The sequence below is a fragment of the Pseudomonas sp. ABa2 genome, from assembly GCF_056676075.1.
In genome coordinates, this window is the sequence record NZ_CM155239.1 from 2656381 (window position 1) to 2672708 (window position 16328).

At 65.3% G+C, this 16328-nt stretch carries 14 protein-coding genes; 6 read left to right on the top strand and 8 right to left on the bottom strand.

Annotation, left to right across the window (positions count from 1 at the left end; all coding sequences use genetic code 11):
- Window positions 1–33: 33 nt before the first annotated feature.
- The gene (locus tag AC1G9C_RS12985) at window positions 34–1215 is read right to left on the bottom strand and encodes a fumarylacetoacetate hydrolase family protein (protein ID WP_480407762.1); all 1182 of its coding nucleotides are present in this window, start codon (window positions 1213–1215) and stop codon (window positions 34–36) included.
- Between the two features lie 169 nt (window positions 1216–1384).
- On the opposite strand from AC1G9C_RS12985, the gene AC1G9C_RS12990 reads away from it, so the two are divergent.
- The 5 genes from AC1G9C_RS12990 to AC1G9C_RS13010 all read left to right on the top strand — a co-directional run bounded on the left by AC1G9C_RS12990 (window position 1385) and on the right by AC1G9C_RS13010 (window position 6575).
- Window positions 1385–2323 carry a LysR family transcriptional regulator gene (locus AC1G9C_RS12990; protein WP_021444148.1) on the top strand — a complete coding sequence of 313 codons (939 nt, stop codon included), beginning with the start codon at window positions 1385–1387 and terminating at the stop codon, window positions 2321–2323.
- 156 nt (window positions 2324–2479) lie between these two features.
- Window positions 2480–3469, top strand: coding sequence for a tripartite tricarboxylate transporter substrate binding protein (locus tag AC1G9C_RS12995; protein ID WP_021444147.1), 990 nt, complete (start codon window positions 2480–2482; stop codon window positions 3467–3469).
- Between the two features lie 67 nt (window positions 3470–3536).
- The gene (locus AC1G9C_RS13000) at window positions 3537–3992 is read left to right on the top strand and encodes a tripartite tricarboxylate transporter TctB family protein (protein ID WP_480407763.1); all 456 of its coding nucleotides are present in this window, start codon (window positions 3537–3539) and stop codon (window positions 3990–3992) included.
- 10 nt (window positions 3993–4002) lie between these two features.
- Window positions 4003–5532 carry a tripartite tricarboxylate transporter permease gene (locus AC1G9C_RS13005; RefSeq protein WP_021444145.1) on the top strand — a complete coding sequence of 510 codons (1530 nt, stop codon included), beginning with the start codon at window positions 4003–4005 and terminating at the stop codon, window positions 5530–5532.
- Window positions 5529–6575 carry an Ldh family oxidoreductase gene (locus AC1G9C_RS13010; protein WP_021444144.1) on the top strand — a complete coding sequence of 349 codons (1047 nt, stop codon included), beginning with the start codon at window positions 5529–5531 and terminating at the stop codon, window positions 6573–6575. The genes AC1G9C_RS13005 and AC1G9C_RS13010 overlap by 4 nt, the downstream gene beginning before the upstream one ends.
- Before the next feature lie 355 nt (window positions 6576–6930).
- Here the strand turns inward: AC1G9C_RS13010 and AC1G9C_RS13015 are convergent, their stop codons facing one another.
- The 6 genes from AC1G9C_RS13015 to AC1G9C_RS13040 form a co-directional block, all read right to left on the bottom strand.
- Window positions 6931–8136 carry an alpha-hydroxy acid oxidase gene (locus AC1G9C_RS13015; protein ID WP_031303147.1) on the bottom strand — a complete coding sequence of 402 codons (1206 nt, stop codon included), beginning with the start codon at window positions 8134–8136 and terminating at the stop codon, window positions 6931–6933.
- A gap of 51 nt (window positions 8137–8187) precedes the next feature.
- On the bottom strand, window positions 8188–9036 hold the full coding sequence (locus tag AC1G9C_RS13020; RefSeq protein WP_021444142.1) for a fumarylacetoacetate hydrolase family protein: 849 nt from the start codon (window positions 9034–9036) through the stop codon (window positions 8188–8190).
- Window positions 9033–9950 (bottom strand): NAD(P)-dependent oxidoreductase, encoded by a 918-nt coding sequence (locus AC1G9C_RS13025; RefSeq protein WP_480407764.1) that lies wholly within the window; start codon window positions 9948–9950, stop codon window positions 9033–9035. Before AC1G9C_RS13025 ends, AC1G9C_RS13020 begins: the two co-directional genes overlap by 4 nt.
- 62 nt (window positions 9951–10012) lie before the next feature.
- On the bottom strand, window positions 10013–11035 hold the full coding sequence (locus AC1G9C_RS13030; RefSeq protein ID WP_480407765.1) for a TRAP transporter substrate-binding protein: 1023 nt from the start codon (window positions 11033–11035) through the stop codon (window positions 10013–10015).
- Window positions 11036–11139: 104 nt separating this feature from the next.
- On the bottom strand, window positions 11140–12420 hold the full coding sequence (locus AC1G9C_RS13035) for a TRAP transporter large permease subunit (protein ID WP_480407766.1): 1281 nt from the start codon (window positions 12418–12420) through the stop codon (window positions 11140–11142).
- Window positions 12421–12486: 66 nt separating this feature from the next.
- The gene (locus AC1G9C_RS13040) at window positions 12487–12990 is read right to left on the bottom strand and encodes a TRAP transporter small permease (protein WP_021444138.1); all 504 of its coding nucleotides are present in this window, start codon (window positions 12988–12990) and stop codon (window positions 12487–12489) included.
- A gap of 243 nt (window positions 12991–13233) precedes the next feature.
- Between AC1G9C_RS13040 and AC1G9C_RS13045 the strand changes: the two genes are divergently transcribed.
- On the top strand, window positions 13234–14769 hold the full coding sequence (locus tag AC1G9C_RS13045) for a UxaA family hydrolase (RefSeq protein ID WP_480407767.1): 1536 nt from the start codon (window positions 13234–13236) through the stop codon (window positions 14767–14769).
- Between the two features lie 7 nt (window positions 14770–14776).
- Here the strand turns inward: AC1G9C_RS13045 and AC1G9C_RS13050 are convergent, their stop codons facing one another.
- Entirely contained in the window at window positions 14777–15754 is a 978-nt protein-coding gene (locus tag AC1G9C_RS13050; RefSeq protein ID WP_021444136.1) for a GntR family transcriptional regulator, read from the bottom strand.
- Window positions 15755–16328 lie beyond the last annotated feature (574 nt).

Here is a 16328-nt window from a genome sequence, read left to right on the forward strand (position 1 = left end):
GGCTACTGGGCTAATCGGCGCCTGCGACACACCCTACAAGCGCTGGCGTCGCGCCAGGTTGTCGATAAGCGCCAGCAGGCCGAAACGCCAGGGCGCCAGGGCGCTGCTGTGCTGCACGCGGTTGTGCAATCCGCCGAGCTGGCGGCTGCTGATGCTGACCCAATCGCCCAGCTTGTGGGTGAAGCCGTTGCCCGGCTGATCGCGATCCTCGGTGGGGGCGAACAGCGTACCCAGGTACAGCAGGAAACCATCGGGGTACTGGTGGTTGTCGTTCAGCGTCTGCCCGACCAGATCCAGCGGGTCGCGGCTGATCTGGTTCATGCTGCTGCGGCCGTTGAGCACGAAGCCGTCCTCGCCTTCCACGCGCAGATCCACCTCGCAGTTGCGCACGTCGTCGATGCCGAAGCCCTCATCGAACAGGCGGATGAACGGGCCAATGGCGCACGAGCCGTTGTTATCCTTGGCCTTGCTCAGCAGCAGCGCGCTGCGGCCTTCGAAGTCGCGCAGGTTGACGTCGTTGCCGAGCGTGGCGCCGAGCACCTGCCCCTGGCTGTTGACCACCAGCACCACCTCCGGCTCGGGGTTGTTCCACGCCGAGCCCGGGTGGATGCCGATGTCCATGCCGCTGCCCATGGCCGCCAGTACCGGCGCCTTGGTGAATACCTCGGCATCCGGGCCGATGCCCACTTCCAGGTACTGCGACCAGAGGCCTTTCTCCAGCAGCAGGGCCTTCAGTCGCGCGGCGTTTGCCGAGCCCGGCACGATGCTGCGCAGGTTGTCGCCGATCACCGCGCGGACCTGTTCGCGGATCTCTTCGGCGCGCTGCGGGTCGCCGCCGGCGCGCTCCTCGATCACCCGCTCGACCATACTCGCGGCGAAAGTCACGCCCGCAGCCTTGATCACCTGCAGATCCGCCGGCGCCAGCAGGCTGGGAAACAGTGGGTCGCGCACGCTGCCGCTGTTGGCCAATAGTTCCTCGACGCTACAGATGCGCGGCGCCTGCAGCGAGCGCAAGCGGCCCAGCAGGTCGTCGAGCTCGCACAGGCCGGCCAGGGTCGGCGACAGCGCGCTGAGGTCGAACACGCCCTCCTCGCGCAGCAGCACGGGCGCCGGCCCGGGGACGGCCGCAGGCAGCCAGATGCGCGCCAGCAGGGTGCCGGCGAGGCCATCCTCGGGCAGCGTGTTGTCGGGGGTGAGAATCAGCGGACGGGCCATGGCGGAACTCTTCAGTGGTCGATAAGGGCGGCCGCCGCGCATCCATCAATGGAGGCCACGGCCGGTGCTGTGCGACCATAGCCAAGCGTTCGCGCGTCCGACCAATGACGAATCCTCAGCGCCCGATACACGCTGGTTATCGCCCACCTCTCCAGGGAGCCCCGTACCCGTGAGCCTGAGCAAGCTTCCCGCCATGCACAACTGGCTGCGCCTGCGCCATCTGCAACTGATCGAGACCCTCGCCGATACCGCCAACATGCACGCCACCGCGCAGCAGATGGGCCTTAGCCAACCGGCGGTGAGCAAGATGCTGCGCGAGATCGAGCAGTTGCTCGACTTCCCCCTGTTCGAGCGCCAACCGCGCGAACTGGTGGCCACCGAACTCGGCCAGGTGGTGATCGCCTTCGCCCGGCGCACGCTGAACGACTGCCGGCACTTCGCCCAGGAGCTCAATGCCCTGCGCCACGGCGGCTACGGCCACCTGCGCATCGGGGCGATCTTCGCCGCCACCGCGCAGGTGGTGCCGCAAACCCTGCTGCGCCTGAAACGGCAGCGCCCCCTGCTGACCATAGAACTGCTCGAACACACCAGCGACCAGTTGCTGCAGATGCTCCTGCACAAGCAGCTTGACCTGGTCATCGGCCGCTTCACCGAACCCCGCCAGCAGGAACACTTCGAGTACCAGGAACTGGCCAGCGAGCCGTTCCTGCTCTGCGCCGACCCGAGCCATCCGTTGGCTCGCGAGGCGGCGCCGGCAGCGCGCGACCTGGAGCAGTGGCCCTGGGTGGTCTATCCGCCGCACACGCCGCTGCGCCGGATGATCGAGCAGGCCTTCTCCGATGCCGGCATCGCCTTCCCGGTCAATCGGGTGGAAACCGCCTCCGTGCAGTCGAGCCTGCACCTGCTGCATCACAGCCCGGCCCTGGCCCTGCTGCCCGAGGCCATCGTCCTACAGCAAGTCGCCCTCGGCCAACTGGTTCTGCTGCAGCCCCCGCTGCAGACGCCCTCGCTGGGCTACGGTCTGATTCGCCGCCGTGACGAGCCGCTGTCGAGCAATGCCGAGCAGTTCTGCGCAGCCCTGCGCCAGACCCTCGATGAAGCCAGATAACCGTTCGTTATGAGTCGATGACAAAGCCTCATTAGACAGTCGGACTTGTCAGACAATAGCTTGCTCCCATGCCCTGCCCTTCGGCACGGGTTATCGCCGGCGGACGCCTTGCTGCGCCGCGGCGATCACTGACAATAATTTCAACAGGTGACTGTCATGCTTTCCTACCAGGCTGTGCGCGCCTCGCGCCGTACCTTGAAATCCCTGCTGCTCTCCGCGCTGTTCATCTCGCCCATGGCCATGGCTGCCTACCCGGAAAAACCCATCCAGCTGATCGTGCCCTGGGCGGCAGGCGGCGGCAGCGACGCCGCCGCGCGCGGCATCGCCGCAGCGCTGGAACAGGAACTGGGCGTCACCATCAACGTGGTCAACCGGGCCGGCGGTAACGGCGTGGTCGGCCACAGCGTGATGACCACCGCCAAGCCCGACGGTTACACCCTGGGCTTCATCACCGGCGAACTGAACATGATGCACTGGCAGGGGCTGACCAAGCTGACCTACAAGGACTTCACCCCGATCGCCATGACCAACTACGACTATCCGGGCGTCCAGGTGGCAGCGGATGCGCCGTACAACAGCGTCGACGAACTACTCGACACCATCCGCAACGAACCCAAGGGCACCATCAAGGCGTCCGGCACCGGTCTGGGCGGCATCTGGCACGTGGCCTTCTCCGGCCTGCTGCTGGAACAGGGCATCGACCCGCAGAAGATCACCTTCGTGCCGAGCCAGGGCGCCGCACCGGCCATGGTCGAACTGGCCGCCGGCAGCATCCAGCTGGTGCCGACCTCGGTACCGGAAGCCCGCTCGATGATTGAGGCGGGCAAGGCCAAGGGCCTGGCGATCCTCTCGCCGGAGCGCAATCCGGCCTTCCCGGATATCCCCACCCTCAAGGAAACCCTGGGCAGCGACTACTCCCTGGGCGAGTGGCGCGGCGTCGCCGGGCCGAAGAACCTGCCGCCGGAAATCGTCGCCAAGCTCGAAGCGGCGCTGGAGAAAGCCTACAACTCCGCGACGTACCAGGACTACATGCGCAAACTCGGCTTCGGCATGGAGTGGCGCAACGCCGCCGACTTCAGCGCCTTCCTCGAGGAAAACAACGCCTACATGGGCGGCATCATCGAAAAGATCGGCATGAAGAGATAACCCCCTGCCCGCCTCGACGCCCCCTCCGGGGCGTTGACCGTTTTGCCCGGCTGGATGAGACAGCACCATGAAAGACCTCGTATTCGGCGTGATTTTCATCGCTCTAGGCATTGCCGTCTGGCTGCTGGCCCGCGAATTCCCCGCGGTGCCCGGCATGCGCTACGGTGCCGATCTGTTCCCCACCCTGATTGCCATCGGCATGGCCGGCGGCGGAACCCTGTTGAGCCTCGGCGCCCTGCGCCAACTGCGCACCAACGGCGCCGCCGTGCGTGTCGCCGCGACCATCGCCCCGTCCAGTTTCGCCGTGCTGCTGCCCTGCGCCCTGGTCGTGGCCTACATCTATTTCAGCGAGACCCTCGGCGCCGCCCCGATGATGCTGCTGATCATGCTGGTGCTGCTGATCCAGCGTGGCGTACGCGTGCTGCCAGCCATCGCGGTCAGCGTGGTGGCCACCGCGGTGATCAGTTATTCCTTCGGACATTTGCTCAAAGTTCCCCTGCCCGTCGGGCCCCTAGGTTTTTAAGGAGCCACGCATGAACGCACTACTGGACGGCATCCTGCTCGTCTTCAACTTCCAGACGCTCCTGGTGATCCTGCTCGCGGCCCTGTTCGGGGTCTTCGTCGGCGCCATTCCCGGGCTTTCCGCGACCATGGCCGTGGCCCTGCTGGTGCCCATCACCTTCGCCATGGAACCGACCGCCGCCATCGCGGCGATCATCACCACCGCGGCCATGGCCATCTTCGCCGGCGACATCCCCGGCACCTACCTGAACATTCCCGGCACCCCCGCCTCGGCGGCCTATGTCGGTGATTCCGCGGCCCTGGGCCGCATGGGGCGCGCCCGCGAGGCCCTAGGGCTGAACGTCACCTGCTCGGTGATCGGCGGCCTGGTGGGCACCCTGGTGCTGGTGATGATCGCGCCGTCCTTGGCCGAATTCGCTCTCAATTTCAGCTCCTTCGAGTACTTCTGGCTGGCCGTGCTCGGTCTCGGCAGCGCTGTGTTCATCTCCCAGGGCTCGGCGACCAAGGGCTTCCTGTCGCTGATGGTCGGCCTGCTGTTGGCGACCGTCGGCCTGGATCTGGTCACCGGCGCCCCGCGCTTCACCTTCGATGTGCCGGATCTGATGGGCGGCATCAACTTCATCCCGGTGATGATCGGTTTCTTCGCCATGTACGAGGTGATGAAGCTCTACAGCCTGCCCAGGGCAGACGGCGAACGCCCGGCGCAGAGCATCGCCCCGCAGCACGGCAGCGTGTTCGGCAAGGTTCCCGGCCATCTCAGGCGCTACTGGAAGAACGTGATTCGCGGCAGCAGCCTGGGCGCCTTCATCGGCTCCCTGCCGGGCGCCGGCGCCGACATCGCCGCCTGGATCGCCTATGCGCTGAGCAAGAAGCGCTCGAAGACACCCGAAGTGTATGGCACTGGCCACGTCGAGGGGCTGGTCGACGCCAGCTCGGCGAACAACTCGGCGGTCGCCGGCGCCTGGGTGCCCGCCCTGGTGTTCGGCATCCCCGGCGACTCGATCACCGCCATCGTCATCGGCGTGCTGTACATGAAGGGCATGAACCCCGGCCCGACCATCTTCATGGACAACAGCGCCATGGCCTACGGCCTGTTCACCGCCTTCTTCGTCGCCAACCTGATCCTCCTGCCCATCGGCTACCTGGCGATCCGCGGTGCCCACGTGTTCGCCGTGACGCCGACCCGGGTGCTGATGCCGATCATCCTGTGCTTCTGCATCGTCGGCGCCTTCGCCATCAACAACAGCCTCACCGATGTCTGGATCATGTTGGCCTGCGGCGTTGCCGCCTACCTGATCGCCAGCGCCGACTTCCCCATCGCCCCGGCGATTCTCGGCCTGGTGCTGGGCAACATCCTGGAAACCAACTTCATGACCTCGATGATCAAGGCCGACGGCAACCTGCTGGCCTTTGTCGAACGGCCGATCAGCATCGGCCTGGCGCTGCTGGTGCTGCTGATCGCCCTGTTCCCGTTGCTCGCCAAGCTCTGGCGCACACGCTACCCCGGCGCCCTCCCCCCGACCAAGGAAGCCATCGAATGAGCCGTATCGCCCCGCAACAACTCGAACGCTTCGTCGAGCGACTGTTCCTCCACGCCGACGTCAGCCCGGAAGTGGCCAGCGTGGTCAGCCGGGTGCTGGTGGAAGGCGACCTGCTCGGCCACCACACACACGGCGTGAAACTGGCCCAGGGCTATCTGCGCGATCTGCGCAGCGGCCACGCCAAAGGCCAGGCCGCCAGCCTGCAGGTCGTGCGCCAGAGCCCGGCGGTGGTGCTCTACGACGCCGACTACCTGCTCGGCCCCTACTGCGTGGAACAGGCGCTGGATTTCACCGCCCGGGCCGCGCGCACCTTCGGCATCGGCGTAGCCAGCATCCGCCGCTCGCACCATATCGCCTGCCTGGCCGCCTACCTGCAACGCTACACCGAGCAAAACCTAATCCCCCTGGTGCTCACCTCCGACCCGGCGGTCGCCTCGGTGGCGCCGCACGGCGGGCTGGACCCGGTGTACACGCCGAACCCGCTCGGCATCGGCATCCCCACCGGGGACAAGCCGGTGCTTATCGACGTCAGCATGTCGACCATCACCAACGGCCTGGTCAACAAGACCCACCAGGCCGGCGGCCAGCTGGAACATGCGGCGCTGATCGACCAGGACGGCCAGCCAACGCGCGACACCGCGACCTTCTTCGCCACGCCACCGGGCGCCATCCTGCCCCTGGGCAGCCTGGAGTTCGGCCACAAGGGCTTCGCCCTCGGGACCCTGGTGGAAGCGCTGACCGCCGGCCTGGGCGGCTTCGGCCGCAAGGACGGCGTCAAGCAATGGGGCGCCGCCGTCACCGTGCTGACCTTCGACCCGGCCTTCTTCGGCGGCGTCGAGGAGCTGAAAGCGGAGATGGATCACTTCGTTGCAGCCTGCCTGGAAAGCCGCCCGCGCGTGGCACAGAGCCCCGTGCGCATGCCGGGTCACGCCGGCATCGCGCGCCGGACGAAGGCCTTCGAGCAGGGGCTGGAGCTGCCGGAGGATGTGCTGGCGGCGTTGCGTACCGCGGCCAACGAGGCCGGCAGCGATTGGCCGTTCTGATTGCTCCGATCGGTTAGAAAAACGCCGCGATGCCCTTGCAGGGTCGCGGCGTTTTTTATGGGCTTGTGACCCCTGTAGCAGCGGACTTATCCGCGAACTCGATTCTTCGCCCGACCGTTCCTACACAAGCTGGCTCGGCGTATCGACACCTAATACGTAGGCTTGTCTGGCGATGGGCTGCCCCAGATTGCAGCCGGGCTGCGAAAACATGAAGGTCAGCGGAATAAAAAATAGCCGGGAGCCATCTTCAACGTGGTGTACGACGCCCCCGGAGGGTGGCTACCAAAGGATGGCAGGTCATAAAAAGCTGCCTCGCACCCGAAGATTCGTGGGTGGATGCGAGGCAGTTGGAAAACTAGCGACGAATGGCTTCGGCCAAGCCGCGCCAGATGGGGTCGTGGATCAGATCGGGCGTCAGCTCCTCCAGGCTGCTGCAGCCCAGCAGCCCCAGGGAGCGGTCCATCTCGCTACGCAGAATCTCGATCGCGTGACTGGCCCCCGGGCCTTTGCCCGCGGCCAGGCCATACAGACCCGCACGCCCCAGGAACACCCCATCGGCGCCCAACAGACGTGCCTTGAGAATGTCCGTGCCGCGGCGGAAGCCACCATCGAGGAACACGCTAACGCGCCCCTTGAGCTGCCGCGCGATGAGCGGCAGCACCTCCATGGCCGACACTGCGCCATCGAGCTGGCGGCCGCCATGGTTGGACAGCACCACGCCATCGACGCCGTACTTGATCGCCTGGGGCGCATCGTCCGGGTGCATCAGGCCCTTGACGATCAACTTGCCGGGCCACAGGTCGCGCAACCAGGCGATGTCCTGCCAGCTCAGGGTGGCGTCCAACTCCTGGCCGATGGCGCTGGCCGCGCCTTTCACCGAGTCCTGCCCTGGCTGCAACAGATTGCCCAGGTTCTTGAAGCGCGGTACGCCATGGGGTACCAGCACATCCCAGACCCAGCCGGGATGGGCCGCGACGTCCAAGGCATTGCGCAAGTCGAGCTTCAGCGGCCGGCGGTAGTTGCGCCGATCCCATTCACGATTGCCGAGAATCGCACTGTCGGTGGTGACCACTATGGCCTCCAGTTCCAGCGCCTTGCAGCGCGCCACCAGATCGGCAACGTGCTGGCGGGTGCGGTACAGGTAAATTTGCATCCAGGCACGCACCCCGTCGATGGCAGCGATCTCTTCGATGGCGATGGTGGACGCATTGCTCAGCACGAAGGGAATACCGGCACGGCTGGCTGCCTGGGCCAGGTGCCAATCGCCACGATCGGTCAGCAGGCCGTTGAAGCCGGTCGGCCCGATCAGAAACGGCATGCTCGCGGGGCGCTCGAAGAAACGACAGCTAAGGTCGCGCTGGCCGACATCGACCAGCGTACGCGGCTGCAGGGTGATGCCCTCGAATACGCTGCGGTTCCGCCTGAGCGTCACCTCGTCATCGGCGCCGCCCTCGACGTACTCGAAGGAAAAGTTCGGCAGCCGGCGGCGCGCCATCTCGCGCAACTCGTCAATATTCAGCGCACGGCGAAAATCGCGCCCTGGGTACAGGCGTCGTTGCATGTTCAAACCTCATCTCGTTCAGGTACGGGGGCGACAGGCGCCGCCCAATGTTCAACGCTGCCAGGCCACCACGTCCTGGCACTGTTCGCCGAGGCCGCTGATGCTCAGGCGCATGCGGTCGCCGGGCTTGAGGAACTGCGGCGGCTGCATGCCGGCGCCGACGCCCGGCGGGGTACCGGTGCAGATCACGTCGCCGGGGTTGAGGGTCATGAACTGACTGATGTAACTGACGATCTCGTCGACGGCAAAGATCATGGTGCGGGTGTTGCCCTGCTGACGCAGCTCGCCGTTGACACTCAAACGCAGGTCCAGGTCGCGCAGGTCGGCGATCTCGTCGGCCGTGACCAGCCACGGGCCGATCGGCGCGAAGGTGTCGCAGCCCTTGCCCTTGTCCCAGGAACCGCCGCGTTCGTGCTGGAAGGCGCGCTCGGACACATCGTTGACGATGCAGTAGCCGGCCACATGCTCCAGCGCCTGCTCGCGCTCGACATAGTGCGCCCGGCGGCCAATGACGATGCCCAACTCCACTTCCCAGTCGGTCTTCTGTGAGCCGCGCGGAATGATCACCCTATCGTTCGGCCCGCAGATCGCACTGGTGGCTTTCATGAACAGCACCGGTTCGCTGGGCACCGGCAGGTTGGATTCCTTGGCGTGATCGGCGTAGTTCAAGCCGACGCACACCAGCTTGCCGATATTGGCGATGGGCGCACCGATGCGCACCTCGCCCTCGACCCGCGGCAGGCTGGCCGGATCCAGCGCGCGCAGCTCGTCGAGCGCCTTGCGCTCCAGCGTACGCGGGCTGATGTCGAGCACCTGCTGGCTCAGGTCGCGCAGGCTGCCGTCGGCGGCCAGCAGCGCGGGCTTCTCCTGGCCCGGAGGACCGTAGCGCAACAGTTTCATGCCGGCTCCTCCTGCGCGACGCGCACGCGTACGCCGTTGATCTCGCCCAGCACGTCGAACAGGCGCGGCACGTACTTGTCGCCGTGGCCGAGCGCCTTGGCCAGCATGAACGTCTGGTACACCGCATCGGCAACCATGCCGGTGCTCGGTGTGGTCTTGGTCAGTTCGGTGTAATAGCGCATGTCCTTTTCGCAGTTGGCCAGGGCGAACTGCTGCCCGGAGTCGTCGCCGCGCAGGACATAGGGCACGATCCGCTCGAAGGTGCGACTGTAACCGCCGCTCATGCTGCAGATTTGCGCGAAGGCGGCGAGGTCGATGCCGTTCTTCGCCGCGGTACAGAAGGCCTCGGCGAGGATGGTGGCATTGCCCTGGGAGATGAAGTTGTGGATCACCTTGGCCTTGTGCCCGGAACCCAGCGGGCCGAGGTGGTGAATGGTCTCGGCGAAACATTCGAGCAGCGGACGCACCCGTTCCAGCACGGCGGCATCGCCGCCGGCGAGTACGTTCAGGCGCCCGGCCAGGGCATCCTTGGGCGTGCGGTTGACCGGCGCGTCCAGGTAGTGACCGCCCCGTGCGACGACCAGCGCCGCCACGTCCGCGGTGCGATTCGGATCGCCGGTGCTGCAGTCGACCACGATCTGCCCGGGACGCAGACCCGCCAGCACGCCCTGCTCGCCAGCCAGGATGCGACTGACCTCGGCCGTGCCCGGCAGGCACAGCAGCACCACCTCGACTGCGCGGGCCAACTCGGCGGCATTGGCGAACTCGCGCGCGCCCTTGCCGACCAGGTCCTCGACCGGCTGGCGATTGCGGTGCGCCATGACGCCGAGACCGAAGCCCTTGCTCTGGATATTGCTGGCCATGGCATGGCCCATCAACCCGAGGCCGATGAACCCGACATTAATAGTTGTCATGAAAATCCACCTTGCATATGTGGCGGCGGCCGGCACGGGAACGTACCGGCCAGGTAGCGGAGTTACCGAACGCTGCGCACCTTGGCGATTTCGGCGTTCATTTCGGCCATCAGCTCGGGGCCGTAGTCGGCGATCAGCTTCTCGACGGCCGGACGCACCTGCTCACGCATGCGCTCGATTTCTTCCGGCGCCACTTCGTTGATCTGCATGCCCAGCTTGGCCAGCGCCTCGCGCGAGCTGACGTCCATCTCGCGGGAAACCTTGCGCTCGTAGGCCTGCGCCTCCAGGGCGGCGCTGCGCACCAGCTCGCGCTCGGTGGCGTTGAGCTTGTCCCAGGTCCGCTTGCTGAAGATCGCCACCAGCGGGTCGTAGAAGTGGCCGGTCAGCGACAGGTACTTCTGCACTTCGTAGAACTTCGAGGTCTCGATAGCCGCCAGCGGGTTTTCCTGGCCATCCACGGTGCGGGTTTCCATGGCGGTGTACAGCTCGGTGAACGACAGCGGCACCACGTTGGCGCCCAGCGCCTTGAACGACTCGATGGCGGTGGGAATCTGCTGCAGGCGCAGCTTCAGGCCCTTGATGTCTTCCAGCGTCTGCACCGGATGCTTGCTGTTGGTGACATGGCGGAAACCGTGGTCCCAGTAGCCCAGGCCGATCAGCCCATGCGGCTCCAGCTTGGTCAGCAGGTTCTGCCCGGCCGGGCCATCAAGTACCGCGTCAACTTCGGAGGAGTTCTTGAACAGGAACGGCAGGCCGTACAGACCGAAGCCCTTCTCGATGCCCGAGAGCAGGCCGGGGGTCACCAGGGTCATGTCGACGGTGCCGCCCTGCACCGAGGAAATCACCTGCGCATCGCCACCCAGGGTGCCGCTGGCGAACACCATCACCTTTATCTTGCCGTCGCTCTTCTCCTTGAGGATCTCGGCGAACTTGTTCGCCCCCAGCCCGTGCGGGTGATCCTTGGCCTGGACGAAGGCAACCTTGAAGTTGTGGCGGTTGATCTCCTCCGCGGCATGGCCGGCAGTGGAGAGCAGCAGCGCCGAGGAACACAGCAGTGCGGTGAGGGCTTTGGGAATGAATTTCATAGCATCTTCCTCTTGTTTTTATTGCAGCCACGGATGGCAGGAGAAATGGGCGAAGCGCCCGGCTCGCCTCCGCCACGAGCAGGCGGCGGGAACGGAGTTGTCGGTCAGTAGAGCCACTGCGCGGGTATCAGCAGCAACTGCGGGAAGGCCAGCAGCAGGCCGATCACCAGCAGCTCCGCGAGCAGGAACGGCAGCACGCCGCGGATGGTGGCGATGAAGTCGATCTTCGCCACCCCGGCAACGACGTTGAGCACCAGCCCCACCGGCGGCGTGATCAGGCCAATGGCGCAGGTCATGACGAAGATCACACCGAAGTAGATCGGGTCGATACCGGCGGCCACCGCCACCGGCATCATCACCGGGGCGAGGATCAGGATGATCGGCGACATGTCCATGGCCATGCCGATGACCACGATGATCGCCACGATCAGCAGCATCAGCAGGCGCGGGCTGTCCATCAGCGGTTCCAGCACCCCGACCACCGAGCTCGGCAGGTCGGCCACGGTGATCATCCAGGCGGCGACCATGGCCGAAGCGACCAGGAACATCACCATCGCGGTGGTCATGACCGAGGACACCAGCACCTGGTACAGGCTCTTCCAGGTCAGCTCGCGGTAGATCACCAGGGACACGAACAGCGCATACACCGCGGCGACCACGCCGGCCTCGGTGGGGGTGAAGATCCCCGCGCGCAGGCCGACGAGGATTATCACCGGCAACAGCAGCGCCCAGATGCCTTCGTAGAAGGCCTTGGCAATCTCGCGCCGCGGTGCCCGCGGGCGGGTGATCAGGGTTTCGCGGCGGGACATCAAGTACCAGGCGACGCAAAGCGAAGCACCCATCATCAAGCCCGGCGCGATGCCAGCGAGAAACAGCTTGGTGATCGAGACGTTGGCCGCCACGCCGAACAGGATCAGGCCGATCGACGGCGGCAGCACCGGCGCGATGATGCCCGACGCCGCCACCAGGCCGCCGGCGGTGGCCTTGTCGTGGCCGACCTTGACCATCATCGGCACCAGTAGCGCCGCCAGTGCCGCGGCATCGGCGGCCGCAGAGCCCGACAGGCTGGCCAGCACGCAGGCCGCGAGGATGGTGACGTAACCGAGGCCGCCCTTGATATGGCCGACCAGGGCAATGGCCATGTTGACGATGCGCCGGGACAAACCGCCGGCATTCATCAGCTCGCCAGCAAGCATGAAGAACGGCACCGCCATCAGCGGGAAGCTATCGGCGCCATTGACCAGGCCCTGGGCGACGATCTGCGCATCGAACAGGTCGAGGTGATACATCATGGCCAGCGCACAGAGGATCAGCGCATAGGAAATGGGCACGCCAATGGCCATGGCGCCCAGCAGCGAGACTACGAATATCGCGATGATGACCATCACATCACTCCGATTCTTATTATGGGTTGGCCTGCCGGCAGGACGCCGGCGACATGCCGTCGTGCGTTACTGATGCAGCTCGGGCGAATTGTTCGGCCGCGCTATCTCGCCGCCGCTCGCCAGCCGGGCGATCTCGTAGAGGTGGATCGCACAGGCCGATACGCCGAAGAACGCCCCCGAGCCGTAGAACAGCCCCATCGACCAGCCTGCCACCGGCGACGGCACGTTCCAGTTGATCTGCATCTGCTGCCAGCTACCCCAGAAGAACAGCCCGGAGCAGGCCAGCATCAACACCTGGGAGAGGATCAGGCAGCCGCGCTCGCCCCACGCCGGCAGTGCTCGCAGCGCCAGATCCACGCTCATGTGGCCGCGTTCGCGCAGCAGCACCACGGCACCGAGGAAGGTCAGCCAGACGAAGGCCCAGCGCGAGATCTCTTCGGAAATCAGGATGCTTTCGTTGAAGCCGTAGCGCAGCACGACGTTGCCGAACACCAGCACCACCATGGTGACGAGGCAGACCACAGCGAGCACCTTGAGCAGGGTGAAGTACGCTTCGACGAGCTTATGCATGGCGCGCCTCCGACGATTCGCAGCGGCTGGCGGGACGACGCATGGGCGGCAGGCGCTTGGCAGCGGCCGCGGTAGAGCGGTGGCGATGGGCAACAGGAACCATCCGGGTAGCCTCACATTGTTGTTTTTGTATGCCGCTGAGCGGCTATGTGGCGCCGACCTTAACACTCGAAAACATTGCGTGCAATGTTCATTTTTGACAGTATCCTGGCCACTCAGCAAAACAACAATGAGAAGAAAGCCATGCAGCTCATCACGCAAAATCAACCCGTGGTCATCCTCAGCGACATCGATTCAGTAGCCGTTGCCCGCCGGGCTCTGGCGAGCGGGAGTCGTGTCGAGAGCCTTGCCCTGACGGCCGTCGACGACATCCCCAGCGGCCACAAGATCGCCCGCCGCGCGCTTGCTAAGGGCGAAGCGATCCTCAAGTACGGTCAGGTCATCGGCGTGGCCAGCCAGGACATCGCTGCCGGCGCTCACGTGCACACGCATAACGTCGCCATGCCCAACAACCACGCCAGCAACGAGTTGCCGCCCAGCATCGCGCGCACTGCGGTACTGCCGCCCGAGCAACGCCGGCGCTTTCTCGGCTATCGCCGCGCCGACGGCCGTGTCGGCACCCGCAACTACATTGCCATCCTCTCCACGGTGAACTGCTCGGCCACCGTCTCGCGGGCGGTGGCCGCGCACTTCAACGGCTCGGAGCTGCTCGAACAACACAACATCGACGGCGTGGTGGCGCTGACCCATGGCAGCGGCTGCGCCATCAACACCGATTCGGAAGGCTTCAAATTCCTAGAGCGCAGCATCTGGGGCTACGCCTGCAACCCCAATATCGCCGGCGCGCTGCTGATCGGTCTGGGCTGCGAGACCAACCAGATTTCCTCGCTGCTCAAGCGCTACAACATCAGCGAAGGACCGAACTTTCGCGTGTTCAACATCCAGAATGCCGGCGGCACACGCGCCAGCATCGCCCGCGCCATCGAGCAGGTGAACGAGATGCTGAAGAATATCGGTCGCCTGGAGCGCACCCCGGAAAGCGTCGAGCACATCATGCTGGGCCTGCAGTGCGGCGGCTCGGACGGCTACTCGGGGATCACCGCCAACCCGGCGCTCGGCTATGCCGCCGACCTACTGGTGCGCAACGGCGGCACCGCGATCCTCAGCGAAACCCCGGAAATCTACGGCGCCGAACACCTGCTGATCGCCCGCGCCGCCAGCCACGAGGTGGCGCAGAAGCTGCTCGACCGCCTGAGCTGGTGGGAGCACTACACGCGCATCAACGGCGCCGAGTTGAACAACAACCCGTCGCCGGGCAACAAGGCCGGCGGCCTGACCACCATCCTGGAAAAATCCCTCGGCGCCGCGGCGAAAGGCGGCACCAGCTCGCTCAACGGCGTGTACGAATGGGGCGAACAGATCACCGAGCACGGCTTCGTGTTCATGGACAGCCCCGGCTATGACCCGGTGTCGGTAACCGGCCAGGTCGCCTCCGGTGCCAACATGATCTGCTTCACCACCGGACGCGGCTCGGTATCCGGCTTCAAGCCGGCGCCCTGCATCAAACTGGCGACCAACACCGACATGTACCGCCGGCTGAAAGAGGACATGGACATCAACTGCGGCGGCATCGTCGACGGCGAACTCAGCGTCGCCGAAGCCGGCGAGAAGATCTTCGACATCCTGATCGAGGTCGCCTCCGGTACGCCGTCGAAGAGCGAGCAGTACAACTACGGGGACAACGAATTCGTCCCGTGGCAGGTTGGCGCGGTCACCTGACCGCCCTTCAGTCCTGCAACTCCAGGTAGGGCACGGCCGCGATGCGGTTGTGCTCGCGAAAGTACGCCATGCGTTGCTTGACCTTGCGCTCGGCGATGACCAGGTGCTCCTCCATGCTTTGCGCCGCCAGATCGGCCCGCCCGGCGTAGAGATTCTCGAAGATGCTCAGGTGCTCGCGGAAGAACGGCTCCTCATCGGGAAAGTAGCTCTTGTCCAGCAGGATGTGCTTGCCCGACAGCAGCAGCGAGTGGGTCCGCCGCAGAATCTGCAGCATCTGCCGGTTCGGGCAGTGTCCCAGGGTCTCGATGTGCAGGTCGCTTTCCAGATCGTCGAACTGCCGGCTGTCCATGTTCGGATAGGCGCTCATCGCCTGGTGCAGGCGATCAATGTAGCCCTCCAGTTGCTCCTGCCGGAGAAACTCGGCGGCGCGCATCAGCACGTAGGGTTCGAGACGGCGACGCACCTCGTAGAGTTCGCCCAGCCGCGCCTCGTCCCACTGGGTCAGCTGCCAGCGCGAACGCTCGTCCCGCTCCACCAGCCCCATCAGCGACAAGCGCGTCAGCACCTGGCTGGAGACCGTGCGACTGATCGAGTAGTGGCGCGACAACTCCAGCTCGTTGATGCGGTAGCTGCCGAACAGCGATTGATGCAGCAGATCGCGCTCGATACGGTCGTAGACCGACTTCCAGGTTTCCGTCTTCCTGGGGGTCGTCGTGCTACCTTCGCTGAGCTTGAAATCGCTGCTGTCGAGCTTGCGCTTGAGCACTGCGCCCGGCTCCTTGCCGACCAGATAGCCACGCCCCTCGAACGTACAGATCAGGCCACCCTGATGCAGGCTCAGCAACGCCTGCCGCACGGGCGAACGACTGACGCCAAACAGTTCGGCCAGGGGCCCCTCGAGCAGCAGCGTGCCCTTCTTCAGCCTGCCCTTCTTGATGCTCGAGGCGATGATTTCGTACAGCTGATCATTCAGATGCTTTTTCATTCGTTGTTGTTTTCACTGTTATTGGCTCAAGCCTGCGCGGCCTGCAACTTTAGCAAGCCGCACCGCTGCGCTCATAACCTTGTGCAGAACACCTCTGATAACTTTGCATGCAAAGTACTTTATTATGCCCTGCCCGCCACCGTAAACCCCGCCCGCCAGCGCTGCCATACCATCCGACCATACAGCACGACCGCGGCGACGCCGAAAGAGCTGCGCACCATTGGGAAATGTCAGAAACCTGTGGCAGCCGGCCCCCGCCACAGCGACGTGCAGCCACCCTGCCCTCGCTCTCATTGCAGGTTGCATAAAAGGAGGAAGCAGCATGTCGCTGAGACAGCCGCCGACAGGTACCGGGACAGGAACGACGCGAGCGACGCAGGGGTAAGCGGATCCCCCGGCCAGGGCCAGGCTGCAGATATTGGCGCAAGCCGCCCACCCCCGCCTGCCACGAAAAAGCTCCGTGCAGGCGAACTGTCGATGCGCCCCCCGACCGCTGCAGGAGCGGCTTCAGCCGCGAGCATCGCGGGCAACTACGCGCCTAGCCTGCGACTCCGCGTGGGCGCAGCCCTGGCCA